The sequence below is a fragment of the Arthrobacter sp. AIWTK1 genome (genome assembly GCF_056680535.1).
In genome coordinates this window covers 965,313-989,356 of the sequence record NZ_CM155287.1, presented here as the reverse complement: position 1 = coordinate 989,356, position 24,044 = coordinate 965,313, and the positions used below count along the sequence as shown (strand labels likewise).

General features: G+C 66.0%; 21 protein-coding genes. 3 read left to right on the top strand and 18 right to left on the bottom strand.

The window, feature by feature from the left end:
- Positions 1-113 precede the first annotated feature (113 nt).
- The gene (locus tag AC1MDG_RS04630) at positions 114-458 is read left to right on the top strand and encodes a cupin domain-containing protein (RefSeq protein WP_479807852.1); all 345 of its coding nucleotides are present in this window, start codon (positions 114-116) and stop codon (positions 456-458) included.
- Between the two features lie 38 nt (positions 459-496).
- Here the strand turns inward: AC1MDG_RS04630 and AC1MDG_RS04625 are convergent, their stop codons facing one another.
- On the bottom strand, positions 497-2,332 hold the full coding sequence (locus AC1MDG_RS04625) for a gamma-glutamyltransferase family protein (protein WP_479807851.1): 1,836 nt from the start codon (positions 2,330-2,332) through the stop codon (positions 497-499).
- Between the two features lie 61 nt (positions 2,333-2,393).
- Positions 2,394-4,904 (bottom strand): Tex-like N-terminal domain-containing protein, encoded by a 2,511-nt coding sequence (locus AC1MDG_RS04620; protein WP_479807850.1) that lies wholly within the window; start codon positions 4,902-4,904, stop codon positions 2,394-2,396.
- Positions 4,905-5,046: 142 nt separating this feature from the next.
- Here AC1MDG_RS04620 and AC1MDG_RS04615 point away from each other — a divergent pair, with 142 nt between their 5' ends.
- On the top strand, positions 5,047-5,343 hold the full coding sequence (locus AC1MDG_RS04615; protein WP_479807849.1) for a hypothetical protein: 297 nt from the start codon (positions 5,047-5,049) through the stop codon (positions 5,341-5,343).
- A 21-nt stretch (positions 5,344-5,364) separates the two neighbouring features.
- Here AC1MDG_RS04615 and AC1MDG_RS04610 read toward each other — a convergent pair whose 3' ends face one another.
- From AC1MDG_RS04610 to AC1MDG_RS04585, 6 genes are all read right to left on the bottom strand, one after another.
- Positions 5,365-6,216: an amino acid ABC transporter ATP-binding protein gene (locus AC1MDG_RS04610; RefSeq protein ID WP_144406305.1), complete on the bottom strand. Its 852-nt coding sequence runs from the start codon at positions 6,214-6,216 to the stop codon at positions 5,365-5,367.
- The gene (locus AC1MDG_RS04605; protein WP_043478732.1) at positions 6,209-6,862 is read right to left on the bottom strand and encodes an amino acid ABC transporter permease; all 654 of its coding nucleotides are present in this window, start codon (positions 6,860-6,862) and stop codon (positions 6,209-6,211) included. Before AC1MDG_RS04605 ends, AC1MDG_RS04610 begins: the two co-directional genes overlap by 8 nt.
- A gap of 88 nt (positions 6,863-6,950) precedes the next feature.
- Positions 6,951-7,763 carry an ABC transporter substrate-binding protein gene (locus AC1MDG_RS04600; RefSeq protein ID WP_043478730.1) on the bottom strand — a complete coding sequence of 271 codons (813 nt, stop codon included), beginning with the start codon at positions 7,761-7,763 and terminating at the stop codon, positions 6,951-6,953.
- Between the two features lie 29 nt (positions 7,764-7,792).
- On the bottom strand, positions 7,793-8,992 hold the full coding sequence (gene hisD, locus AC1MDG_RS04595) for a histidinol dehydrogenase (RefSeq protein WP_479807848.1): 1,200 nt from the start codon (positions 8,990-8,992) through the stop codon (positions 7,793-7,795).
- Between the two features lie 316 nt (positions 8,993-9,308).
- A complete protein-coding gene (locus tag AC1MDG_RS04590; RefSeq protein WP_479807847.1) occupies positions 9,309-9,803 on the bottom strand; it encodes a nucleoside deaminase in 495 nt (164 codons plus the stop codon).
- Entirely contained in the window at positions 9,784-10,398 is a 615-nt protein-coding gene (locus tag AC1MDG_RS04585; RefSeq protein ID WP_479807846.1) for an SOUL family heme-binding protein, read from the bottom strand. The genes AC1MDG_RS04590 and AC1MDG_RS04585 overlap by 20 nt, the downstream gene beginning before the upstream one ends.
- Positions 10,399-10,583: 185 nt before the next feature.
- On the opposite strand from AC1MDG_RS04585, the gene AC1MDG_RS04580 reads away from it, so the two are divergent.
- Positions 10,584-14,303: a TM0106 family RecB-like putative nuclease gene (locus AC1MDG_RS04580; protein ID WP_479807845.1), complete on the top strand. Its 3,720-nt coding sequence runs from the start codon at positions 10,584-10,586 to the stop codon at positions 14,301-14,303.
- Here the strand turns inward: AC1MDG_RS04580 and AC1MDG_RS04575 are convergent.
- From AC1MDG_RS04575 to AC1MDG_RS04530, 10 genes are all read right to left on the bottom strand, one after another.
- Positions 14,269-15,072 (bottom strand): triose-phosphate isomerase family protein, encoded by an 804-nt coding sequence (locus AC1MDG_RS04575; RefSeq protein WP_479809020.1) that lies wholly within the window; start codon positions 15,070-15,072, stop codon positions 14,269-14,271. The genes AC1MDG_RS04580 and AC1MDG_RS04575 overlap by 35 nt on opposite strands.
- 149 nt (positions 15,073-15,221) lie before the next feature.
- Entirely contained in the window at positions 15,222-16,571 is a 1,350-nt protein-coding gene (locus AC1MDG_RS04570) for an MFS transporter (protein ID WP_043478716.1), read from the bottom strand.
- A 53-nt stretch (positions 16,572-16,624) separates the two neighbouring features.
- On the bottom strand, positions 16,625-16,756 hold the full coding sequence (locus AC1MDG_RS04565; protein ID WP_479807844.1) for a hypothetical protein: 132 nt from the start codon (positions 16,754-16,756) through the stop codon (positions 16,625-16,627).
- Positions 16,757-16,768: 12 nt separating this feature from the next.
- Positions 16,769-17,536 carry an SDR family NAD(P)-dependent oxidoreductase gene (locus AC1MDG_RS04560; RefSeq protein ID WP_043478713.1) on the bottom strand — a complete coding sequence of 256 codons (768 nt, stop codon included), beginning with the start codon at positions 17,534-17,536 and terminating at the stop codon, positions 16,769-16,771.
- 34 nt (positions 17,537-17,570) lie between these two features.
- Positions 17,571-18,563 (bottom strand): 3-hydroxyacyl-CoA dehydrogenase family protein, encoded by a 993-nt coding sequence (locus tag AC1MDG_RS04555; RefSeq protein ID WP_479807843.1) that lies wholly within the window; start codon positions 18,561-18,563, stop codon positions 17,571-17,573.
- Between the two features lie 2 nt (positions 18,564-18,565).
- Positions 18,566-19,060, bottom strand: a complete 495-nt coding sequence (locus AC1MDG_RS04550; protein WP_043478707.1) for a ribose-5-phosphate isomerase — start codon at positions 19,058-19,060, stop codon at positions 18,566-18,568.
- A complete protein-coding gene (gene dhaL, locus AC1MDG_RS04545) occupies positions 19,057-20,835 on the bottom strand; it encodes a dihydroxyacetone kinase subunit DhaL (RefSeq protein WP_479807842.1) in 1,779 nt (592 codons plus the stop codon). Before dhaL ends, AC1MDG_RS04550 begins: the two co-directional genes overlap by 4 nt.
- 77 nt (positions 20,836-20,912) lie before the next feature.
- Positions 20,913-21,917, bottom strand: a complete 1,005-nt coding sequence (locus AC1MDG_RS04540; RefSeq protein ID WP_479807841.1) for a sugar phosphate isomerase/epimerase family protein — start codon at positions 21,915-21,917, stop codon at positions 20,913-20,915.
- 162 nt (positions 21,918-22,079) lie between these two features.
- Positions 22,080-22,787: a GntR family transcriptional regulator gene (locus AC1MDG_RS04535; RefSeq protein ID WP_479807840.1), complete on the bottom strand. Its 708-nt coding sequence runs from the start codon at positions 22,785-22,787 to the stop codon at positions 22,080-22,082.
- 141 nt (positions 22,788-22,928) lie between these two features.
- Positions 22,929-24,008 carry an alkene reductase gene (locus AC1MDG_RS04530; protein WP_479807839.1) on the bottom strand — a complete coding sequence of 360 codons (1,080 nt, stop codon included), beginning with the start codon at positions 24,006-24,008 and terminating at the stop codon, positions 22,929-22,931.
- Between the last annotated feature and the right edge of the window lie 36 nt (positions 24,009-24,044).

The window sequence follows — 24,044 nt, the reverse complement described above, 5'->3', positions numbered from 1 at the left end:
AAGAACGGGACGGGGCTCCAGTGGCGGCGCAAGCCGGTGCGGCCGATGACGGTCCGGCGTGGACCACCAGCAAGAGGCCCGGACGCGCAGGGACGTAGAGAAAGGAGAGCACCATGGGCAACGAACAGTCGGCACCTGGGACGAAAGGCGTCACGGTGGAGTTACTTTCAACGGTTGCCCTTGGCCCCGAGATCGAGGGCATGGAAGGGCTCCAACTTCGAACGCGAATGGTGACCATCGAGCCCGGCGGCGTCTTCGGCCCGGTTCACCACCACGTGGGCCGGCCTGGCACCGTCTACATCCTGCAGGGAACGATCACTGACCATCGAAACGGAGTCGCCACGGACTACGGGCCCGGAGTGGGATGGCCCGAGGACCGGAACACGACCCACTGGCTCGAGAACAGGGGAACCGTTCCGGCGGTGGAGATCTCGGTCGACATCGTCAGGCAGGGCTGATTAGGGCCTCGAGCCGTACTTCGTGAGGGCGTAAACCCCTACCGTCCCGCCGCGTAGCCCTGCGCACCGCGCGGGTTCGCTGCGCCCTGCAGGACGCCCGTCCGGGGATCACGGACGACGGCGGACAACCGTCCCAGCGTCCAGTCGCCGGCCCACGTGATCCGGTGGCCACGGCGTTCCAGGCCGGCAATGACGTCCTCACCCAGTCTGCCCTCCACCACTGCGCCGCCGGGCTCCCAGGTGCGGGGCCAGAACGACCCCGGCATCGACGTCGTATGGAACGTCGGCGCATCGATGGCCTGTTGCGGAGAGTAACCGCCCACGATGGTCCGCAGCAGGTACGGGAGTTGCCATTGGTCCTGCTGGTCGCCGCCGGGCGAGCCCAGCGCCGTAACAGCCGTGCCGTTGCGCAGCACGAGGGTGGGCGTCAGGGTGGTGCGGGGACGCTTCCCGGGGGTGAGCGTGGACGGTGTTCCGGGTTCGAGCCAGGTCATCTGCAGCCGGGTTCCTAGGCAGAAACCCAGCTCGGGAATCGCCGGGGAGGACTGCAGCCACCCGCCTGACGGAGTCGCGGAGATCATGTTGCCCCAGTGGTCCACCACATCGATGTGGCATGTGTCGCCGCGCGTCTCGCCGGTCGCCAGCACCGTCGGCTCACCCACGCCGGCGCTGGTGCCGCCCCCGCGAAGACCCTGCCCGTCGTCGTCGTTCGCGACCGCCGGCGGCACGTACTCCGTCCGCAGCGGCGGGACAAACGGTTCACGTCCAGGAACCCGGCCGGGCCGGAACTCATGCGATGCCCGCTCCGTGATCAGCTCCCGGCGCTCCGCGGCGTACCCGGCGGACAGCAGGTAGCCGAGCGGAACGTCCGTGTCGCCGTAGTAGGCCTCCCGGTCGGCGAGCGCCAGTTTCTGCGCCTCCAGGATGGTGTGCGCACCCAGTTCCGTAGACGGGTCAAGGTACTCGTCCGCAAAGCCGTCCAGGATCGCAAGGGTCTGCAGCAAGGCCGGCCCCTGGCCCCACGGACCCGTCTTCGCGATGGTGTGTCCCCTGAACTCCAGAGTGGCCGCGGCTTCGTAGCTGGCCTCGAATCCCTCGAGGTCACCCATCGCCAGCACGCCGCGGTGGTCAGTCCCGGACGAATGCCGGTGCGGCGTCTGCACGGACTGCACCATGGCCTTTGCCACAAAACCTTCACGCCATTCCCGGCGTGCAGCGTCGACGCGCGCTTCCCGCGTGGGCTCCGCGGTTCCCGCCTCCACCAGCCGTTCAAGGGTCCGAGCGTAGGCCGGATTCCGGACCAGTTCCCCCTCAGCGGGGATTCTGCCCCCGGGCATCCACAGCTCGGCCGAAGTGGGCCAGTGCTCAGTGAACAGTTCGGAAACAGCCGCGATGGTTGCGCCAACCCTTCCCAGTACCGGATGGCCGTCGCGGGCGTACCAGATCGCGAACTCGAGCACGGCCTCCAACTCCCAGGTCCCGTGGTCGCGCAGCAGCAGGAGCCAGGCGTCGACGGCGGCAGGCACCGCCGCCGCCAGGGCGCCTGAACCAGGCACCAGTTCCAGGCCCTCCGAGCGATAGTGCCCGGGCGTCGCGCCGGCGGGGGCCGGCCCCTGCCCCATCAGGACCACCGGTTTGCCTGGTTCCCCGGCAGTGACGAACACCCCGGTCATGTCCCCGCCCGGCCCGTTCAGGTGCGGCTCGACGACGTGGAGCACAAACGCCCCGGCGGTGGCGGCGTCGAACGCGTTCCCGCCACGTTCCAGCACCGCCTGGGCAGCCGCGGTGGCGAGCCAGTGCGTCGAGGCGCTCATCCCGAAGGTTCCCCGCAGGGTGGGGCGCGTGGTGAAGGGATCGGGCCGGGTGAAAGTCATGGGGACCACTGTAACCACAGCCGGCAGCGGTAGGACGGATTCCGGCGGGCCGGATTGGCGGTTACTTGCCCAGGCCGGCCTTCCGAAGTGCCTCGGCCATGGCGGTGTTGACCGGCGCGGGCTTTGGCGGCGGCGTGCGCTTGGCATCGGCGCGGTCGTTCCGCGGTTGATTGCCGTTAGTCCGGCCCTGGCCGCCGTCACTCCCCTGCCGGGGTGCGCCGGATCCCTGCCGTGGCGCGCCGTTTCCCTGCCGCCCGGAAGTAGCGGACCGGGCACCGGCAGCCGACGGCCGGCCGCCGGAAGATGCCGGCTCGTCGTCGAGCCTCAGCGTGAGGGAGATGCGCTTCCGTTCCGGATCGGCTTCGAGGACCTTAACCCGCACCACCTGTCCGGACTTCACCACTTCGCGCGGATCGGACACAAAACGGTTGGCCAGCGCGGAAACGTGCACCAGCCCGTCCTGGTGCACCCCGACGTCCACGAACGCCCCGAACGCGGCCACGTTGGTGACGGTCCCTTCCAGGATCATGCCGGGCCGGAGGTCGGAGATCTTCTCGATGCCTTCCGAGAACTTGGCGGCCGCGAATTGCGGCCGCGGGTCCCGGCCGGGCTTTTCCAGTTCGGAAATGATGTCCTGCACCGTGGGCAGTCCGAAGGCGCCATCCACGAAGTCCTGCGGGTTTAGCGAGGCGAAGCTCCCGGCAGTGGACTTGGCGCCCGCGGCGGCGAGAATCTTCCGCGCCACCGGGTAGGCCTCCGGGTGCACACTGGATGCATCCAGCGGCTCCGCGCCGCCCGTGATCCGCAGGAACCCCGCGCACTGTTCGAAGGCTTTGGCACCCAGCCGCGGCACCTTTTTCAGCTCACTGCGCTTGGCGAACGGCCCGTGCTCGTTCCGGTACGCCACGATGTTTTCACTCAGCAGCGGTCCGACGCCAGCCACCCGGCTCAGCAGCGCCGGCGACGCCGTGTTGACGTCCACGCCCACGGCGTTCACGCAGTCCTCCACCACGGCGTCCAGGCTGCGGTCCAGCTTGGCGGCCGTGACATCGTGCTGGTACTGCCCCACGCCGATCGATTTCGGCTCGATCTTCACCAGCTCAGCCAGCGGATCCTGGAGGCGCCGGGCGATGGACACCGCCCCGCGCAGGGAAACATCCATGCCGGGCAGCTCGGCTGCAGCCAGCGCCGACGCCGAGTACACCGAGGCGCCGGCTTCGGATACCACCAGCTTTTCCGGCGCCAGGGTTCCGGCGCCGGCCTGCCCCGCTGATTCCGCGGACAGCTTCTTGATCAGTTCGAGGGCCAGCTTGTCGGTCTCGCGGGACGCGGTCCCGTTGCCGATCGCCACCAGTTCGACGGCGTGCTGGCGCGCCAACCGCACCAGCGTGGCCAGTGCCTCGTCCCACTTCCGCGCCGGGGCGTGCGGGTACACAGTGTCCGTGGCCACCACCTTGCCAGTCCCGTCCACCACCGCCACCTTCACACCGGTGCGCAGTCCCGGGTCGAGTCCCAGCGTTGCCCGGTTGCCCGCCGGCGCCGCCAGCAGGACGTCGCGAAGGTTAGCGGCGAAAACCCGAACCGCCTCGTCCTCGGCCGCGGCGAACATCCGTCCCCGCAGGTCGGCCGTGAGCCGGGCCAGCACGCGCGAGCGCCACGCCACGCGCGCTGTCTCCAGCAACCACTGGTCGGCGGGCCGGCCGCGGTCCGCAACCCCGAGGAACCTGGCCACAGCGGATTCATACCGGCCGCGGGCGGCGGCCAGGGCGTCGTCGTCGGACGGCTCCGCTTCGGCGAGGTCCAGCTCCAGCACCCCGTCCTTTTCCCCGCGGAGCAGCGCCAGGACGCGGTGCGACGGCATCCCGGAGGGCGCCTGCGAAAACTCGAAGTAGTCCTTGAACTTCTGGCCCTCGGCCTCCTGGCCCTTCTTCACGCGGGACACCATGCGGCCCTGCGTCCAGAGCCGTTCGCGCAGCGTCGCGGCGAGGTCCGGGTCCTGCGCCACGCGCTCCACCAGGATGGACCGGGCGCCCGCCAGCGCTGCCGCGGCGTCGTCGATGGAATGTTCAGCGTTCAGGTATTTGGCGGCCTCGCGCTCCGGGTCCAGTTCCGGGCGCTTGAGCAGGGCGTCGGCGAGCGGCTCGAGCCCCGCTTCACGCGCTATCTGGGCCTTGGTCCGCCGTTTGGTCTTGAAAGGAAGGTAAATGTCTTCCAGCCGGGATTTCGTGTCGGCGCCCACGACGGCGGCCTGCAGTTCCGGCGTCAGCTTGCCTTGCGCGGCAATCGCTTCAAGGACCGTCCGACGGCGGTCCTCCAGTTCGCGCAGGTACCGGAGCCGCTCCTCGAGCTCGCGGAGCTGGGTGTCGTCCAGCGTCCCGGTGGCTTCCTTGCGGTACCGGGCGATGAAAGGCACCGTCGAGCCGCCGTCGAGCAGTTCCACTGCGGCCTTCACCTGCCACGCCTTGACGCCGAGTTCGCCGGCTATCTGGGCCGCGATGTGGTCGGCAGTGGAGTCAGCGGTTTTGGTGGCGGACGGGGAAGGGCGCTGCGGGATGTGGTTCACCCAGAACATTTTGCCTTACCGGGCCGACACTGTGCCGCTGTTTCGTCCCTGTACCGGCCCCGAACCGGTCAAAACTGGGGCTATCCACAGGGGAAAAGAAGTGATGTAGTGGCAGTTGGGGGAGCCATGCGATCTATGGAGGCGGTCCACGATGCAGGAGTTGCTCATCATCCTTCAGGGCGGCTTTGAGGAGGACAATGTCACGGTTTTCGTCAACGGCAAGCAGGCGAGGCGCGATACCGAACTTTCCACGAATCCGCTGCTTGGCATAGCCGAGGAGGTCGCGATCCCGCTACCGGCGCGCGGGGCCACCATCGGCGTCGACGTGACCAGCCGGGGCCTGTCCGGTGGCGTGAAACTCAGCGGCCGGCCCAAGAGCCTCCTCGTGTCCATCGAAGACGGCAAACTCCTGCTGCGGGAGGGGACGGGCCGCGAGGCGTTCCTGTAGGACAACTGCGGCCTGCTCGGGTCAGCTGTCGGTAGACTCCCGCGGAATCATTCCCGACCGGCTGAGGAGAGCCTTGGTCTTCGGATGTTGGGGGCGGGTGAAGATGGCTTCCGGCGGCCCCTGCTCGACGATGACACCTTGATCCATAACGACGATACGGTCCGCAATTTCCCTGGCGAACTGCATTTCATGGGTGACAATGACCATGGTTGTCCCCTGCTGGGCGATTTTCTTGATCACTGCAAGAACCTCCCCCACCAGCTCCGGGTCCAGCGCGGACGTCGGTTCGTCGAAGAGCATGACGCTGGGTTCCATGGCCAGAGCCCGCGCAATGGCCACACGTTGCTTTTGACCGCCGGAGAGTTTGCTCGGATAGTTCTCCATCTTGTCGCCAAGCCCCACCAATTCCAACGTGGGTATGGCGATTTCCCGGGCAGCCGTGGCCGACATTTTTTTGACGTCGCGGAGCGGCGCCATGACGTTGCCGAGCGCGGTCTTGTTCAGAAACAGGTTGAACTGCTGGAAGACCATTCCGATATCGGTGCGCTTTTTCGCGGTGATGGAGGCTTTTTCGCTGATCAGTTCCCCGTCCTTCTCCTCGTAGCCGATGAGATGGCCGTTGACATAGATTCTCCCGGCCTCGATGGTTTCAAGTTTGTTGATGCAGCGTAATAGCGTGCTTTTGCCCGACCCGCTGGAGCCAAGAATGGCTACGGTTTCGCCCCGGTGGACCGTTAGATCGACCCCCTTGAGAACTTCGACTCGTTTTTGCACGTGGGCCCGGCCGGTAAGTCGGCTCCACAGCGGACGCTTCGTTTCGGAGACGAAGGTTTTGTGGACGTCGCGAACGTTGATGATGGTGTCGTCAGCCACTGGAGCGTGCCTTTCGTTCAAGCACTACCACGACCCGCGAGAGTGGGAGGCTGATGATGAGATACAGGATGGCCGCGGCGGTGTAAATGGCCGTGGTTTGAAACGTCTGGCTGTTGAGGATGTTGGCCGTCTTCAGAATTTCCGTAACTGCGATTACCGAGGTGAGGGCGGTGTCCTTGATCATGGCGATGAAGTAGTTTCCAATCGGTCCCATGGAGACAACGAACGACTGGGGAATCACGACCTTCCACAGTGTCTTGGTCGGAGTGTATCCGAGGGATAGCGCAGCCTCGGTCTGGCCGTGCTCCACCGACAGGATGGCAGACCGGAACACCTCGGACAGATAGGCCGCATAGTTCAGCCCCAGGCCCAGGATGCCGGCCGGAACCGGCTCGATCTCGACTCCGATGCTCGGGAGCACGAAGAAGATGTAAACCAACTGCACCAGCAGCGGGGTTCCCCGGATGACCTCGAGGTAGAAGGTGGCGATGCCGCGAAGGATCTTGATGCTGGAGATTCGCGCCAGCGCGATCAGCAGGCCCAAAACAAGGGCGAGCACCATGGCTCCAAGCGCCAATTGCACAACAACGGGTACAGCGACAAGTAATGCCGGGAATACGGCGAGGGTGTTATTTATGAAGTCCATGAGGGGATCCCTAGCTCAGGGTCCACGCATGGGCCGGCGGCTGTCGGCGTCGTTATTCCTTCAGACTGGCGGCCTGCTGCGCGTGAACCTACTTGGCTGCGTTGGCTTCGGTCAGACCGTACTTCTTGAGGATCTCAAGGTACTTCGGTGATTTCTTCAGGTCGGCCAGTCCGGAATTGAGGTCATTCAGCAACTGCGTATCGTCCTTGCGCACGCCGGCACCGATAATGCCTGGGTAGTACGGCTCGTAGGGCGTTACAAGCTTCAACTTCGGATTCGGTTTCTGCACCAGGCTGTACCCAACAACCGCACTGTCCGTGAACACGGCGTCGACCTGCTTGTTTTCAAGCGCTGCGAGCAAAGCCGCCTGGGAATCGAAGAGCTTCACCTGGCTTCCCCCCAAGGTCTCGATGAGGTCTTTGAACACAGTGCCTGTCTGTGCTCCGAGGACTTTGCCTTTGACATCGTCCCGGGAAGCAAGGGTGGAATCAGCCGGCACCACCATTGCCTCGCCCTCGGTATACCAGGGGTCAGTGAAATTGATTTGTTTCTTGCGGTCGTCCGTGATGTACATGGCATCCACAATGACGTCGGCTTTCTTTGCCGACAGAGCAGAAATCAGCGTGGCGAACTCGGACGTGAAGACTTTCACCTTCCATCCCTTTTTGGCTGCAATTTCGTTGATCATCTCTCCGTCAATCCCTTTGAGTTCCCCTGTTGCCTGATCGGTGAAGGAGAAGGGGGCATCGTTGGACGTGGCGATGGTGATGGTCTTCTGCTCCCCGCCGCCGCCCCCGCCGCTGGATGAACCGGAGCCACACGCCGATAGCGCCAAGGCAGCCACGAGCCCCATGGGTAGCAGTGCCCTGAGGCGCTTGCTCAGTTTGATCGAACTTTTCATCTTGGTGCCTTTGATAGAGAGGGATGGTACTAGCGGTTGAAACGATTGAGTCGGAGCGTCGCCGTGGCTTTGTGGGCTTCCATGCCCTCGAAAGCGGAAATCTCTGAAACGTAAGGGGCCAGCTGCGGAGTAGCCTCCCTCTCAACCCGTTGAAACGTCAGCGGCTTGAGGAACCTGGCTACGGACAGACCGGCCGATGACCGTGCGCCGCCACCGGTGGGCAGCACGTGATTGGTGCCGGAGATGCCTTTGTCCGAGTAGGCCACTGTGGACCATGACCCCAAGAAAATGGAGCCATAGTTCTTAAGGTTCTCGTGGTAATAGTTGTCATCGACGGTCTGGATTTCCAGATGCTCCGGAGCCAGCAGATCCATGATTTCCACGGCCGTTTCCCGACTATCGGCCACGTACACCGTTCCAAAATCGCGCCAGGCCGGACCGGCGATGTCCCGGGTGGCCAGGGTTTCAAGTTGCATTTCGATGTGGCGGATGACTTCCTCAGCCAGGGGCGCCGAGGTAGTCACCAGGGATGCCGGTGACTGCGGACCATGTTCGGCCTGGCCCAGCAGGTCTGCTGCAACGAGTTCCGGATCCGCCGATTCGTCAGCGATTACGGCGACCTCGGACGGCCCTGCGAGAAGATCGATGCCCACCCGGCCGAAGAGCTGGCGCTTGGCTTCCGTAACGTAGGCGTTACCGGCTCCGACCAGGATGTCCACGGGTTGGTCGCCGAGCAGTCCAAATGCCATGGCGGCCAGTGCCTGCACGCCTCCGATGGCGAATGCCCTGTCGACCCCTGCCAAGTACGCAGCGTGCAGTACCGCGGGATGCCCGCCGGTGGGGCTGGTGGGCGGAGTGCACGCGATGACGCTGGGAACGCCCGCCGCCTTGGCGACACCCACGGTCATGAAGGCGCTTGCGAGGATGGGAAAGCGCCCGGCGGGAAGGTAGGCGCCAACCCGGGAAACAGGGATGTACTTCTGCCCTGCCACGACGCCCGGCAGGACCTCCGTCTCGAAGTCGGTCAGGTGTTTTCGTTGCTCGAAGGCAAACAGGCGGGTACGGTCCGCGCCGACGCGGAGTGCTTCACGGAGTGCAGGAGGGAGCCGGTCACCGGTCTGAGCCAATTCAGCCTGGCTGATCTCGACGTCGTTGCCTGTCCAGCCGTCGAGTTTCCGCGAGTATTCAAGAACGGCGTCCATGCCGTTCTTCTCGATGTCTGCGAGCATTTCAGAAACGGATCGGATGACGTCCGGAATACGTTGAGCAGCGACGCCCCCGATTTCGGGCACCTTAAGCGCGGTGAAATTACCCCGGATAAATGCCTTGTCGGTGTCGCCGATCCACATCACGAATAACCTGTTCTTGAGTTATGCACAGGAGACCCTTGAGTATTACGATGCGCCTATACATGGCTATGCGCAATAGTGCTAGTTGTTAGACCTGCAGGCTTGCCTCACGAGCCCGGCACGGTTCCAGGGCGGGCCATCTCGCGCCCTGGACCGCCGCCACGAAAGGGCGGGAGCCCGTGTGGACTGCCAAGGGCTATTCGGCGATGTCCTCTGCCCACAGTTCCGGGTAGTCGCGCTGGAAGCCAACCATCATGTCCACGCAGCGCTGGTCGTCCAGCACCAGCACTTCCACACCACGGGAGCGCAGGAGCTCGAATTCGCCGGGGAAGGTCCTGGCTTCCCCCACCACCACCCGTGGAATCTTGAACTGGATGATGGTCCCGGTGCACATCGCGCACGGCGCCAGGGTGGTGTACAGCGTGGTGTCCCGGTAACTCTTCTGGCGCCCGGCAGCACGGAGTGCGGCCATCTCGCCGTGGGCGATGGGATCTCCGTGCTGTACCCGCTCGTTGTGGCCGCTGGCGATCACCTCGTTCCCCCTCGCGAGGGCGGCCCCGATGGGGATGCCGCCTTCACTGAGGCTCTGCTCCGCGGCCCGGACAGCTGCTTCGAAGGCCGCCTCGTCGTAGGTGGCAGCGGCTGAAGCGGCTGCCACGGTGGCGGTGTGGTCACGTGGTTGTTTGTTCATGCGGGCCTCCCCTGTGGCCGGCAAGTCCCGCCGACTCCTCGATATCCTGGGCCACTTCATTCTTCCGGAGAAACCAGGGTTTGAAGGGCGGGTCAAAGCGTGCGAACCGCGGCGCTCCGATGGGCCTGAGCCCCGCTTGCGCCAGGGCTTCCTGCAGGGCACCGTTCCGCTTCTGGAACGCCGCTTCGGTCCCTCTGCCGGAAAATCCGAGGACGGCCGCCACCGAGCCGGGGACGGCCCGGATTACCACTTGCGGATTGTTGGGAACGGGAGCAGTGGCCGCCGTGATGCTGGCGGGAAGAACGAATGCAACAACGAATTCGCTGTCGCCAAGGGCACCGCTCTGGACCACCGGCGCCGTCATTGCAAGTTTCCGGGATGGCGCGGGACTCTGCAGGACCGGGGCGGTCATGGACACGGACTCGCGTGCGGTGTTGTTACCGCTGATGTACCCGAAAAGAAGCCGAAAGGCGGCGTTGCCCGCACTGTCGAAGGGTGCGTTCACCTTCACTTCGGCAACAGCGTGCGCCGGGTAACGGCGCACTTCAAAATCCGGAAACCGTTGGACGAGGTCAAAAGGCTGCTGTTCAGTCATGTTCCTCAGACCTTACGCCGACCGTGATGCCTGGGCCAGAGGGCAGCGGACAGTGGCGGAGCCGCCGGGCAGGGAGGAAGCCAAATTGTCAGGGCGCTTTGGTAGCTTGGCAATAAGGCATCAACGGCAATGCAACAACGGCAACACATCAATCGGCACCGCAACATATAGGGCAACGAGGCGCAGTGTTTCTTCTTGAACCGGAAGTACCGCAACTGGGGCAGGACCTGGTCTTCTCCGCGAGCGATCTGGTGATCGCGGCGACGTGTGAGTACCAGTTGCTGCGCAAGCTGGATGAAAAACTGGGCCGCTCCCCCAAGGCCGAGTTCGAGCCCGACGAGATGCTGGCCCGCACGGCGAAACTCGGGGACATCCACGAACACAATGTCCTTGCCAAATACCTGGATGAGTTCGGTCCGTGGGATCCCGCCACCGGGCGGGGTGTGTACGACGTCGCAGCCGCCACCGCGATGGACCGCGCCACCCTGCAGGCCAAGCATGCCGAATCCATTGCCGCACTGCGGGCCGGGGCAGATGTCGTGTTCCAGGCGGCTTTCTTCGACGGCCGCTTCCACGGCCGTTCGGACTTCCTGGTCAAACAGGACTCCGGCAACTATGCCGTGTACGACACCAAGCTGGCCCGCCACGCCAAAGTAACGGCGCTGCTCCAGCTTGCCGCCTACGGCGACCAGCTGCTGCACGCCGGAATCGAACCCGATCCTGCCGTCACGCTGATCCTCGGTGCAACAGTGGAAACGGCTGAAGGCGGCTTCGACTATGTCCGGAGCAGCCACAAGCTGGCGGACATCCTCCCGGTCTTCCGCGAGAGGCGGGACAGGTTCCTCGCCCTGACGGCCGGCCACCGGAACCAGCCCGACACCGTCGGCTGGGGCCAGCCCGGAGTTATGGCCTGCGGCCGGTGCGACTACTGCCAGGAACAGGTCAAAGCCACGGACGACCTCCTCCTCGTGGCGCGGATGAACTCGGCACAGCGGAAAAAACTCCACGAGCAGGGGATCTTCACCGTCAAACAGCTGGCTGACGCCACTTTGCCCGGCGCCAGCCCGTCCCTGCTGCGGATGCAGGACCAGGCCCGCATGCAAAGCAACGCGGGCACAGCAGAAGGTTCCGTCAGCTACGTCAAGGACGGCGAACAGCACAGCATCGGCTACCGGGTGATCCCGGAGAACACCCTGGCGGAACTGCCCCCGCCGAGCCCCGGAGATATCTTCTTCGACTTCGAAGGGGATCCGCTGTGGCAGGACAGCGCCACCGGAAGCTGGGGCCTTGAGTATCTGTTCGGGGTTATCGAAGCGCCGACGGAACCGGATGGCCGGACCGTGTTCAAGCCGTTCTGGGCCCACAACCGCGCGGCAGAAAAGCAGGCCTTCCTCGATTTCCTGGACTACGTGGAGGACAGGCGGCGCCGGTACCCTGACATGCACGTCTACCACTACGCCGCCTACGAGAAGACCGCCCTCCGCAAACTCTCGGTGATGCACGTCGCCGGAGAGGACACCGTGGACACCTGGCTGCGGGACGGGCTCCTCGTGGACCTGTACCAGACCGTGCGGAACAGCATCCGCATCTCCGAAAACTCATACAGCATCAAGAAACTCGAGCCCCTCTACATGGGCAGCAACCTCCGCTCCGGCGACGTGAAGGACGCCGGCGCCTCGGTGGTTGCCTATGCCGATTACTGCGAAGCGCGGGACGCCGGCCTGGCCGAGGAGGCCGCGGCCATCCTCGCCGGCATCTCGGACTACAACGAATATGACTGCCTCTCCACGCTGGAGCTCCGCGAATGGCTGCGGCGGCTGGCCGCCGAGCGCGGAATCGGCGTTGCAGCGTCGGCCGGATCGGGCGCCCAGCCAGGCGGCTCCGGACGCGGCAGCGGCAGCGCTGCGGAAAGCTGGACGGCAGGAAGTCCAGGAGCTGCCGGAAATTTAAGCCGGGCGGCGCCTGATTCCGACGACGGTGCCGCGCTCGGGCGTTCCGAACTCGCCATCAGGGCTTTCCTGGACCGGGCAGCGGAGTTCCGCGCCGACGGTAAGGAGTTCGGCTGCCCGGAGGCCGACGTCCGGGCCGTCGCCATGGTTGACGCGGCCGTGAGCTACCACCGCCGCGAGCGCAAGGCTTTCTGGTGGGCCCACTTTGACCGCTGCGAGAACGGACCCGATACCCACCAGCAGGACCGCAACGTCTTCCTCGTGGAGGAAGCCCGCATCCTCGATGACTGGCACAAGGTCGGGACCAGGCTCCCCGAGCGCAGGGTACAGCTGGCCGGCACCGTCAGCGCCGGCTCGGATCTCCGCGAGGGCAGCAAGTGGTTCCGCATGTACGACCGTCCGTTGCCTGCCGGGCTAGAGGGCACCGGCAGCGACGGCTCGGGCCGTAACGGGTGGTTCGGGACCGAGGTCCTGGAACTCGGCCACGAGGACGGCAGGGATACCGTGGTGATCCGGGACCGGCTGCACCGGAAGATCGAACCGCATAACAACCTGCCCATCGCGCTCACCGAAGACCAGCCTGTTGCCACCAAGAGTCTGGAGGAGGCGCTGGCCGTGCTGGCCGACCAGGTCGCCGCCGGCCTTCCGGACACTTTGGCGGAGACTCCGGGAGAGCCTGCCTTCCGGAAGCATCCGGCATTGGACCTGGTGCGCCGGGTTCCGCCGCGGCTGCTGACCGGCACCCCGCTCCCCGCACCGGCGGGCGGACCGGACCGCTTCATCGACGCGATCACGGCGGCAGTAGAGGCCCTCGACCATTCGTACCTGGCCGTCCAAGGACCGCCGGGCACCGGCAAAACCCATGTCGGTTCACATGTCATTGCGCGGCTCGTGTCCCGGGGCTGGAAAGTGGGCGTCGTTGCGCAGTCGCACGCGGTGGTGGAGAACCTGCTCTGCACCGCCGTCGAAAAAGCGGGAGTGGACCCAAGGAGGGTCGCCAAGGACGTCAAGCACGACGGCACCCTGCCGTGGCACCACCGCGCTGCCGCCGACGTGGACCGGCTGCTCAGTTCTCCGGGCGGCGCCCTGGTGGGCGGCACCGCCTGGACCATGACCGGTTCCACCGTGCCCGCCGGGTCCTTGGACCTGCTGGTGATCGACGAGGCCGGGCAGTTCTCGCTTGCCAACACCCTGGCCGTTGCCCAGGCAAGCCCGCGGCTGCTGCTGCTCGGCGATCCGCAGCAGCTCCCCCAGGTCAGCCAGGGCACCCACCCGGAGCCGGTCAACGAGTCCGCGCTGGGCTGGATCTCTGCGGGCCATGCCACGCTGCCGCCGGAGCTCGGCTACTTCCTTGCTGACAGCTGGCGCATGGCGTCGCCCCTGTGTGCCGCCGTTTCGGAGCTCTCCTACGAGGGCAGGCTGCAGTCTGCCAGCGCGGCGGATCTGCGGTTCCTGGAGGGCGTCCCTGCCGGCATCGAAACCGTGATGGTTGCCCACAGCGGCAACATCACGTCCTCCCCGGAGGAAGCCGCTGAAGTGGTGCACCAGGTCGGGAGGCACCTGGGCCTGGCGTGGCACGATGAAGCCGGCCGCCGGCCGCTCGGGCCGGAAGACGTCCTGGTGGTGGCTGCCTACAACGCGCAGGTGAACCTGATCCGGGACGCCCTCGACGCCGCCGGGCACGCGGCCGTCCGCGTGGGCACGGTGGACAAGTTCCAGGGCCAGGAGGCCGTCGTGGTGATTGTGTCCATGGCCTGTTCGGCGGTGGCCGAGGCTCCGCGGGGAATGGAGTTCCTGCTCTCCCGGAACCGGATCAACGTGGCGGTATCCCGCGGCAAGTGGCGCGCCGTGGTGGTACGGGCACCGGAACTGACCAACTACCTGCCCACCCATCCGGAGGGCCTCGAACAGTTGGGCGGTTTTATCGGACTGTGCCAGCGGTCGGTGGCACGCTAGAAACAGCCGAGCCAGACTTCAGCAGTGCCTCGTCCAGCAGTGCCTCGTCCAGAACTGCGCCGAAGTTCCCGGCGTCGTGCGCGAAGCGGCCCAGGAACAATCCGGAGACGCCACCGAGCCTGGGCAACAAGCCGGGCTTGGCTGAACCGCCGTAGATGACCGGAATCTCTTGAAGCCCGTGCGGGGCGAGCAGCGCCCGGAGGTGATTCACGACGTCGGACACGTAGTTGGGGTCCGCCGGCTCGGCGGCGCCGATGGCCCACACGGGCTCGTAAGCGATGATGAGGCGCGAGGCCAGTTCCCAGTCGCCCCCGACGGCGGCCTCGATCTGCCGGTACACGAAGCCGGCGGCGTCCCGGGCGGCTGCGCCCGCGTCGCCGTCTGATTCTTCCCCAACGGAGTCCTCGCCGACGCACAGCAGGGGCGTCAGCCCGGCGTCGCCCGCGGCCCGGACCTTGAGCGCCACCATGGAGTCGTTTTCGCCGAAGTGGGCGCGGCGTTCGGCGTGGCCGATCTCCACCAGGCGGACGCCGAGCTCGGCGAGCATGGATGGTGCCACTTCACCGGTCCACGGGCCCGCGGCCCAGCCGCAGTTCTGCGCGCCGAGCAGCAGTGGCGAACCGGCAAAAAGAGCGGCGGCCGCGGGAAGCACCGGGAAGGACGGGATCACAAACGGGACCACCCGCCCGGCCGCGAGGGCCGGACGGGAGTCCACTTCGTGCCGCAGTCGCTCCAGCCAGTCCAGGGTGTCCCGGTAGCCCAGGTACATCTTGGTGCTGACACCGACATACGTGACGGTGTCCGTGACGGAGTCAATAGCACTGTCAGTGACTGTGGGCGTGGCCTGGCTGGCTGAAGCGTGCTGCATGTGTGTTGCTTTCTTGCTGGAGTATTTCCTCTTAGCGACGGGGTAAGGACTTACTTCTCGAGCAGTTCGTCCGCCTTGTTCTGGAACCTCTTGGTCGCGAACATCATGGCGGCCGCCAGGAACGGCAGGACACCGAGGGCGTAGACGCCCATGGTTCCGGTGTCGGACGCCGTGGCCTGGTTGACCGTGGTGCGCAGGATCGGGGCCACGAAGCCGCCCAGGTTGCCCAGCGAGTTGATCAGGCCGATGCCTGCGGCGGCTGCCGTTCCGGTGAGGAACGCCGTCGGGTAGGACCAGGCGATGGGCCCGATCGACAGGAAGCTGCACACGGCCAGGGTGATGAAGATGATGCCCAGTGCAGGTATGTGGTTGGCGCCGGCCCAGGCCGAGCCGAAGATGCAGAGCCCGGTGGAGATGAACAGCCCGGTGCCCCATACCCGGCGGCGGACGATGGTGTTGGCCGCCTTGCCGATGAAGTAGCAGGCGAAGATGCCGAAGAACCACGGGATGGCGGCCAGCAGGCCTACGGCGAAGCCCACTTTCTGGCCGGTCAGCTGCGCCACCTGCTGCGGCAGGTAGAAGGTCACGCCGTACACCGCCACCTGGAGGCAGAAGTAGATGACCGTGAAGTACCAGACCTTGCGGTTCTTCATGGCGGCGAGCACGCCGCGCGGGCCGGTTTCTTCCTTGACGGTGTCCTCCAGCGCCATGACATCCAGGAGCGCCTTCTTTTCGCCCGGGTTCAGGAACTTGGCGTCCTGCGGGCTGTTGATCAGGAAGAAGTACGCGGCGACGCCGGCCAGGACCGCGAGCATGCCTTCGACGAAGAACATGACCTGCCAGCCGGCCACGCCGGGAACCTGGTCGCCGATGTTGATCAGCCAGCCGGACAGCGGTGCGCCCATCATCTGGGAAAACGGCTGCGCCAGGTAGAAGATGGCGAACATCTTCACGCGGACCTTGTTCGGGAACCAGGCCGCCAGGAACATGATGACGCCCGGGAACAGGCCCGCTTCGGTGACACCAAGCAGGAAGCGCAGGATGATGAAGGACGTCTCGCCCTGGACGAAGGCGAAGCACGCGGACACGATGCCCCAGGTGATGGCGATGCGGGCCAGCCACACCTTGGCACCGAACTTGGTCAGGAGCAGGTTGCTGGGAATTTCAAACAGGGCGTAGCCGATGAAGAAGATACCCGCGCCAAGGGCGTAGGCCCCGGCGGTGACTCCGCGGTCCACACCGAGCGCCGCCTCGGCGAAGCCCACGTTGGTGCGGTCCAGGAAAGCCACGACATACAGGATGACGAGCATCGGCATCAGCCGGAACGAGGCCTTGGAAATCGCCGATTTGAGGACCGGCGAATCCAGGAGCTCCTTGGTGGACGTTGCTGTTAGGGACATCAAAACTCCTCTTTGAGTAAATCAGTTGCGAACGAAGGTGGGTGCTTCGCGTCCTAGCGGGAGAACGCGATGATCATGATCCCGGCGAGGCAGGCAAGGATGCCCACTGCGAGGTAGATCCGGCGTTCGCGGCTCCAGGACCTGAGCCCCGTGGCCTGGGATGGTGCTGGTTTGTGCTGTGCCATGGCTGGCCTTCCCTAGTGCATGTAGAGTCCGCCATCCACATTCAGCGTCTGGCCGGAGATGTATCCGGCGTCCTCGCTGATGAGGAAGGCGATGGCCGCTGCGATGTCGCGCGTGGATCCGACCCGGTTGACCACCAGGTCCTTGGTGAGTTCGTCTTTGCGCTCCTCGCTGAGCGTGCCGCCCATGATGTCGGTGTCGATGGGCCCCGGGGAGATGGCGTTGACGGTGATGTCGTACTCCCCCAGTTCGCGGGCGGTAGCGCGGGTCAGGCCGATCACGCCGGCCTTCGCCACCGAGTACGGCGTCTTGGAGAACGTCCCGCCGCCGCGCTGGGCTGACACGGAGGAGATGTTGACGATGCGCCCGATCCGGTTCTTGACCATGGATTCGGCTACGCGGCGGGTGGCATAGTGGACGCCGTTGAGGTTGATGTTCAGCACGCGGTCCCATTCGGCCGCGTCCAGTTCCAGGTACGGAACGGGTGAACTGACGCCGGCCACGTTGGCCAGTGCCACGATCTGCGGCAGCTCCGCTTCGATCTCGTCGATCGCGGCGCGGACGGAGGCTTCATCGGCCACGTTGGCGCCGACGCCGAAGGCCTGGACACCGTATTGGGCGGCCAGTTCCTTGGCTGTGGCTTTGCACAAGGCGTCGTCGAGGTCGATGATGCCGATGTTCCAGCCCTGCGCGGCCAGGTAGTTGGCGGTGGCCCGGCCGATGCCGCGCTCGGAGACGGCGCCGGTGACTATTGCCGTGCGTTCTGCGGGGAAAATGCTCATGGTTGCTCCTGTAAAGGTGAAGAGTGACGGGAGATCAGCTGATCGGTGCGGGGCCGAGGTCCTCGAGCAGCTGCTGCATGGCGACGTAGGCCTTGTTGCGGTAGGCGATCAGCTCGGGGGTGCGCTCGGCCGGAACGTTGAGGAAGCCGGCGCCGGTCTTGGTGCCCAGCTTGCCGGCCTCCACCAGGTCACTGAGGATCTTCGGGGTGGCGAACCGCTCCGGAAAGTCGGTCTGCAGGGACTTGTAGCAGAAGTTGTAGACGTCCAGCCCGGCCATGTCCGCAATGGCAAACGGACCGAAGAACGGCAGCCGGAAGCCGAACGTGGTGCGGACCAGGGTGTCCACGTCGTCCGCCGTCGCGATGCCCTGCTCCACCAGCTGCGCTGCCTCGTGGAAGAGGGCGTACTGGAGGCGGTTGAGCACAAAGCCGGTGACGTCCTTGACGACGGCGGTCTGCTTGCCGGCGGCGTGGACCAGGTCGCGGGCCGCACCCACCGTGGCCGCCGAGGTCCCGGCGTGGGGAATGATCTCGACACCGGGGATGAAGGGCGACGGGTTGGAGAAGTGCACGCCCAGGAACCGCTCCGGGTTGGTGACCGGCTCGGACAGTTCCGCGATGGAGATGGTGGAGGTGTTGGAGCCGATGATGGCGTCGGGCCGGGCGGCGGCGCTGATGCGGGCCAGCGTCTGGTGCTTGATGGCGATGACCTCGGGAACGGCTTCCTCGATGAAGTCCGCGTCAGCCACGGCTTCCTCGATGTCCTTGGCGGCCCAGAGGTTCTGCTTCAGGATCTCTGTGGACCCGGCGGGGAACAGGCCGTCGGCCACGAACTGGTCCGATTCCGCGAGGAGGCGGTCGTAGTTGCTCTGCGCCACTTCGGCGGACACGTCGGCGAGTGCCACGCGGGCCCCGCCGAGGGCCAGGACCTGCGCAATTCCGCCGCCCATGTAGCCGGAGCCGACGACGGCGATCTTCCGGGCGCTGTTCAGTGCCGCCGCGGTGGGGGTCCTAGCTGTTTCGGTCATGATCAGACTGCCTTCGTGTATTCGGGCTCGTACGAGCAGATGGCGTCCACCTTGGCGGCGGAGGATGAAGTGTCGTCGAAACGGTAGTCGAGCCATTCGCCCACCAGTTTCTTGGCCAGTTCCAGGCCGATCACGCGCTGGCCCATGGTGAGGACCTGGGCGTTGTTGCTCAGAACGGAGCGTTCCACGGAGTAGCCGTCGTGGGCCGTGACTGCGCGGATCCCGGGAACCTTGTTGGCCGCGATGGCCACGCCCAGCCCGGTGCCGCAGATCAGCAGGGCGCGGTCGGCCTCGCCGGCTGCCACTTTGCGGGCGGCGTCGACGGCGACGTGCGGGTACGCGGTCGAGTCGTTCGCCCCGACGCCCACGTCCACGACGGACGCGACGCGGCTGTCCGCTTCGAGCAGCGCCTTCAGCGCTTCCTTATATTCGACGCCCGCTTCATCGTTGCCGATGACAATGCGCCAGGCTGCCGCAGCACCTTGGTTTGCGCTCATGCGTGTGCTCCATTTCCGGCCGCGGAGGCGGCCAGTGGTGAATCCGTCAGGTCAGAATCGATCAGTTCAGAATCGAGGTAGTTAGAAATCCGGGCGGCTATCAGCCCGAAGGACACCGCGCCGGGATCGGGATGGCCCAGGCTCTTTTCGGCGAGCGGACGCGCCCTGCCCTTGAGCGGCCGGAGCGACGCGGTGGCGTCAGCGGCCTCCTGGGCAGCAGCCGCTGCTGAGGCGAGTGCCCCGCGTACCGGCGTGCCGCCGTCGAACGCGGTGAGGAAGGCGTCCCGGAAGGGAAGCAGCGCATCCACCATGGTCTTGTCCCCCGGTTCGGCCTTGCCGAGCTCGGTGATGGCGCCGACGAAGGCGGTGACGGCGGCCGCCGCGTCCTCGCCGCGGTAGGAGTCTTTGTTGCCGAGGGCCAGGCCTGCTGCGATCACCGCGGATCCCCACAACGCCCCGGACGTTCCGCCGGCGCGTTCGCTCCACGCCTCCCCTGCCGCAGTAAGGACGCGTTCCACCGACGCCCCGGCTGCCGAGGTTTCCTGTGCTCCCGCGGATGCCGCGTCCACGCCGCGCCGCATACCGATGCCGTGGTCACCGTCGCCCGCGATGGCGTCCAGGTTGCCCAGTTCCTCTTCATGCTCGACGACGACACCCTGCACCTGGGCGAGCACGGCGGCTGCCAGCCGGCCCAGCTCAGCTGCTGCCGGCGTCGTGTTTTCCGCTTCACCGGCCACGGCGTCCTCCGGTCCGGCCAGCTCGCGGCGGGCCCGCGGGGCCAGGTTTCCCTTGCGGAAAGCGGGGGTGTCTGCCGGGGCTGCCCAGAACTGTTCCAGTTCGTCGTCCAGCCACAGCAGGGTGAGGGAGAGCCCGGACATGTCCAGGCTGGTGACCAGCTCGCCGCATTCCGGCTCCACCACGGTCAGGCCGGCCGCGGTGAGGAGCTTTTCGATCTTGCCGAAGAGCAGGAACAGCTCGTCGTATTTGACCGTGCCCAGGCCGTTGACGATGGCCACCACGCGGTTGCCGGCGTCGTCGGGCTTGTCCGCCAGGAGCCTGGAGACCAGCAGTTCGGCGAGTTCGGAGGCGGTGGGCATCGGGTGTTCGGAGATGCCCGGTTCGCCATGGATGCCAAGGCCCAGCGACATCTGCCCGGCGGGAACGTGGAACAGCGGCGCGTCCGCTCCCGGGAGCGTGCAGCCGTCAAAGGCCACGCCCAGGGAACGGGTGCGGTAGTTGGTCCGGATGGCCACGCGTTCGACGGCGTCGAGGTCCAGCCCCGCTTCGGCAGCGGCGCCGGCGACCTTGAAGACCGTGAGGTCCCCGGCGATGCCGCGGCGCTTCTCGATCTCGTCCAGCGGCGCGCTGGCGATGTCGTCCGTGACCAGGACGGTGCGGGTTTCGATGCCTTCCGCGTTGAGCCGCAGCTGGGCCTGGCCGAAGTGCAGCACGTCGCCGGCGTAGTTGCCGTAGCTCAGCAGCACGCCTCCCCCGGCGTTGGCAGCCTTGGCCACCCGGTAGACCTGGCCGGCCGCCGGGGATGCGAACATGTTGCCGCAGGCGGATCCGGCGGCGAGGCCCGGTCCCACTAGGCCGGCGAAGGCCGGGTAGTGGCCGGAGCCGCCGCCCACCACCAGGGCCACCTGGCCGGCAGGCACCTCGGTGGAGCGGACCACGCCGCCGTCCACCCGGGCAACGTACCCGCGGTTGGCTGCCACAAAGCCGTCCAGTGCCTCATCCGCGAAATCAGCGGGGTTGTCGAAGATCTGGGTCATGGTTTCCTCATTGAATCCGTGTTGGGAAATGCGGTGTTGGGTTGGTGGCCGGCTTGTGTCAGCCGGCGCCGGCTTCGTTACACGCCGGCGAGTTCGACGGCGGCGGGCTGCTGCCGTCCCTGCGCCACCTGGCTCTGCCCGAGGGCGTAGCCGTCCGTCTTGGGCAGGACGTGGCGTCGCAGGTAGTCCTGGTTGCTGGCCGTCACGCTCAGGCCGTCGCCGCCGTAGTGCTCGGTGCAGAGGATGCCCTGGAAACCAACGGACAATGCCAGCTTGAAGGCCTCGCGGTAGTTGATGAGGCCGCTTTCCATCGGAGCAGGCATGGTGACGTACATGCCGCGGGCCGTGTCCTCGTCGCGGATGTAGTTCTTCATGTGCCAGTAGTTGGAGTACGGCAGGGTCTTGGCCACCATCTCGCGCCAGTCCTCGATGGGTCGGTGGAGCCGGATCAGGTTGCCGAGGTCCGGGTTGAGGCCAACGTTGGCGAGGCCGATGTCCTGGACCAGCTGCACGGAGGAATCCGCGGTGCCGAGGTAGGTGTCCTCATACATTTCCAGCGAGAGCAGGACGCCCACTTCGGCTGCGTGCCGGCCGAGCTCCCGGAGCCGGGTGACGGCGTTGCCCCAGGCTTCCTTATTGCCGGCCGGGTCTTTGTAGCCTTCGACCGTCCAGAACCAGAGCTGTTTCTGCTGCTCGGCCGTGATGGCCTGGTGGAGGCCGAAGGAGACCACTTCGCAGCCCAGTTCGGCGGCGGCGTCGATGGTGCGGTGGCTGTAGGCCAGGTTGGCTTCCCAGTTGCCTTCTTCGATGACGCTGCGGCGGATGGCGGAGATGACGGGGACGCCGATGCCCACAGCGTCCGCTGCCTGCTTGAACTCGGCGAGGCGCTCTTTGCTGAGATCGCCGGGGCGGACCCAGCTGTCGGTGAGGTCCGCGTGCGCGAACCCGGCTTCCTTCACCTCGGTGAAGACCTCAGCCCAGGCCGACGCGTCGGCGTCGTTGATGTGGGTTCCCTGGGCGTCGGTGCCCGGGAACTGAAGCAGGGCCGCAGTAATGGGCCAGTTCTCGGCTGTGTAGGCCATGGTGTTCACTCCTTTGTGCGAATCCTGTTTCCTATAGGATTTACTATCGGCAAAGAGTTGTCAAGGTCACACTTTGGGTGGTGTCAGCCCAACTAGGTAGCAGCAGGTGTCGTTATGGGGCTCCATAACGACACCTGCTGCTACCTAGTTGGGGGTGCTGCTTCAGCCTTCGGGGGCGTCGGCGATAGCGCGGCCGCGGACTTTCCGGACGTGGTCGGCCATGGCCGCGGCAGCCGTCTCGGGGTCCCCCGAGGCCATCGCATCCAGGACGGCCTGGTGTTCGGCGATGGCGTTCTCGGCATCCGTGATGCCCACGCCGCCGAACAGCCGGAAGCGCTGAACCTGGCCACCGAGTGCGGCATACGCTGCCACCATGAACTGGTTTCCGGTTTGTTCTGCGATGAGCCGGTGGAACCGTTCGTCGGCTTCGAGGTAGTCGCGGTATTCAGCGAATGACGGTCCCCGCGGTGCGGTCTTCAAGTCGGTCACGGCCTGCTCCAGCTGGGCAAGCCGCTCCGGGGTCAGCCGGCCGCAGGCCAGGCGGGCATTTACCGGCTCAATGGCGAGCCGGGCCTCCATGAGTTCGGCGAAGTCCTCACGGGTGAAGACCGGGGCAACTCGGTAGCCCTTGAGCGCAACCCGGCGGACCATGCCTGTGTGTTCCAGCCGGGCGAGGGCTTCGCGGACCGGGGTCGGCGAAACGTCGAGGTCCCGCGCTGTTCCGTCGATACTGACAGTGGAGCCAGGTTCGAGCCGGCCGTCCATCAGCGATTCCAGCAGTTCCTCATAGACGTGGTCGGCCAGCACTTGGCGGCTCACGGGCTTGCCTTTGCGGCTGCCGGGACTGTTGATCTGGGACGGACGCTGCATGTTCAGATCCTATAGGGCTGGCAGGCAGGGGCGGATTTCGACGGTCACAATCAAGTGGGAACACAGAACAGGCGGGCGCAATCGAGTTGCGCCCGCCTGTTTGCGTGGCCTATGGAGCCCGGGTCCAGTACCCGGAAGTGGCTAGTTCGCGGACTCCTCGTAGAACGGGTAGTCCGTGTAGCCCTCTGCGCCGTCGGCATAGAACGTGGCCTGGTCCGGCTCATTGACCGGGAGCCCTTCGCGCCAGCGGCGGACGAGGTCGGGGTTGGCGATGGCCGGACGGCCCACCACCACGGCGTCCGCGTGGCCGTCGGCCACCAGTGAGATGGCTTCCTCGCGGGTGGTGATGACGCCGAACCCTGTGTTGACGAGGAAGGTGCCGTTGAACCGCGCACGGAGGTCCTGGACCAGCTCGCTGGTGGGTTCCTTGTGCAGGATGCTCAGGTAGGCGAGGTTAAGGGGCGCGATCGCATCCACCAGCAGGCCATAGGTCTCGCGGACGTCTGCGGCATCCGTTTCGAGGGCTCCCTGGACGTTGTGGGCGGGTGAGATCCGGATGCCCACGCGGTCCGCGCCGACGGCCTCCACCACAGCCTTCACTGTCTCGATGACGAAACGCGCCCGGTTCTCCGGTGAGCCGCCGTAGATGTCATCACGCTGGTTCGACGACGGCGCAAGGAATTCGTGCAGAAGGTACCCATTGGCGGAGTGCAGCTCCACGCCGTCGAACCCTGCGGCGATCGCGTTCAGCGATCCCTGCACGATTTCCTGGCGGATGCCGGGCAGTTCGTCGGTGGTCAGCGCATGCGGGACGGGGTGCGCCTGCTTGCCCTTGTACGTGCGGGTCTCAGCCTCGACGGCGATGGCGCTCGGCGCGACCACCTGGCGGCCGCCGTTGATGTCCTCGTGCGAAACCCGGCCCCCGTGCATGATTTGCGCAAAGATCCGGCCGCCTTCGGCATGCACAGCGTCCGTGACCTTCTTCCAGCCGGCAATCTGTTCCGGGGTGACGATGCCGGGCTGCCCCGGGTACGAACGTCCGGCCGGGCTCGGGTAGGTGCCCTCGCTGACGATCAGGCCAAGCGAAGCGCGCTGGCGGTAGTGCTCCGCAACGATCGGGGCAGGTACGCCCTCCTCGCCCGAGCGGAGACGGGTCAGCGGGGCCATGACCAGGCGGTTGGGCAGTTCAAGCCCTCCGAGGGTCAACGGGGAAAACAGCATGTGCAGTTCCTTTCACAGCGGATTGGGTCCAGAGGT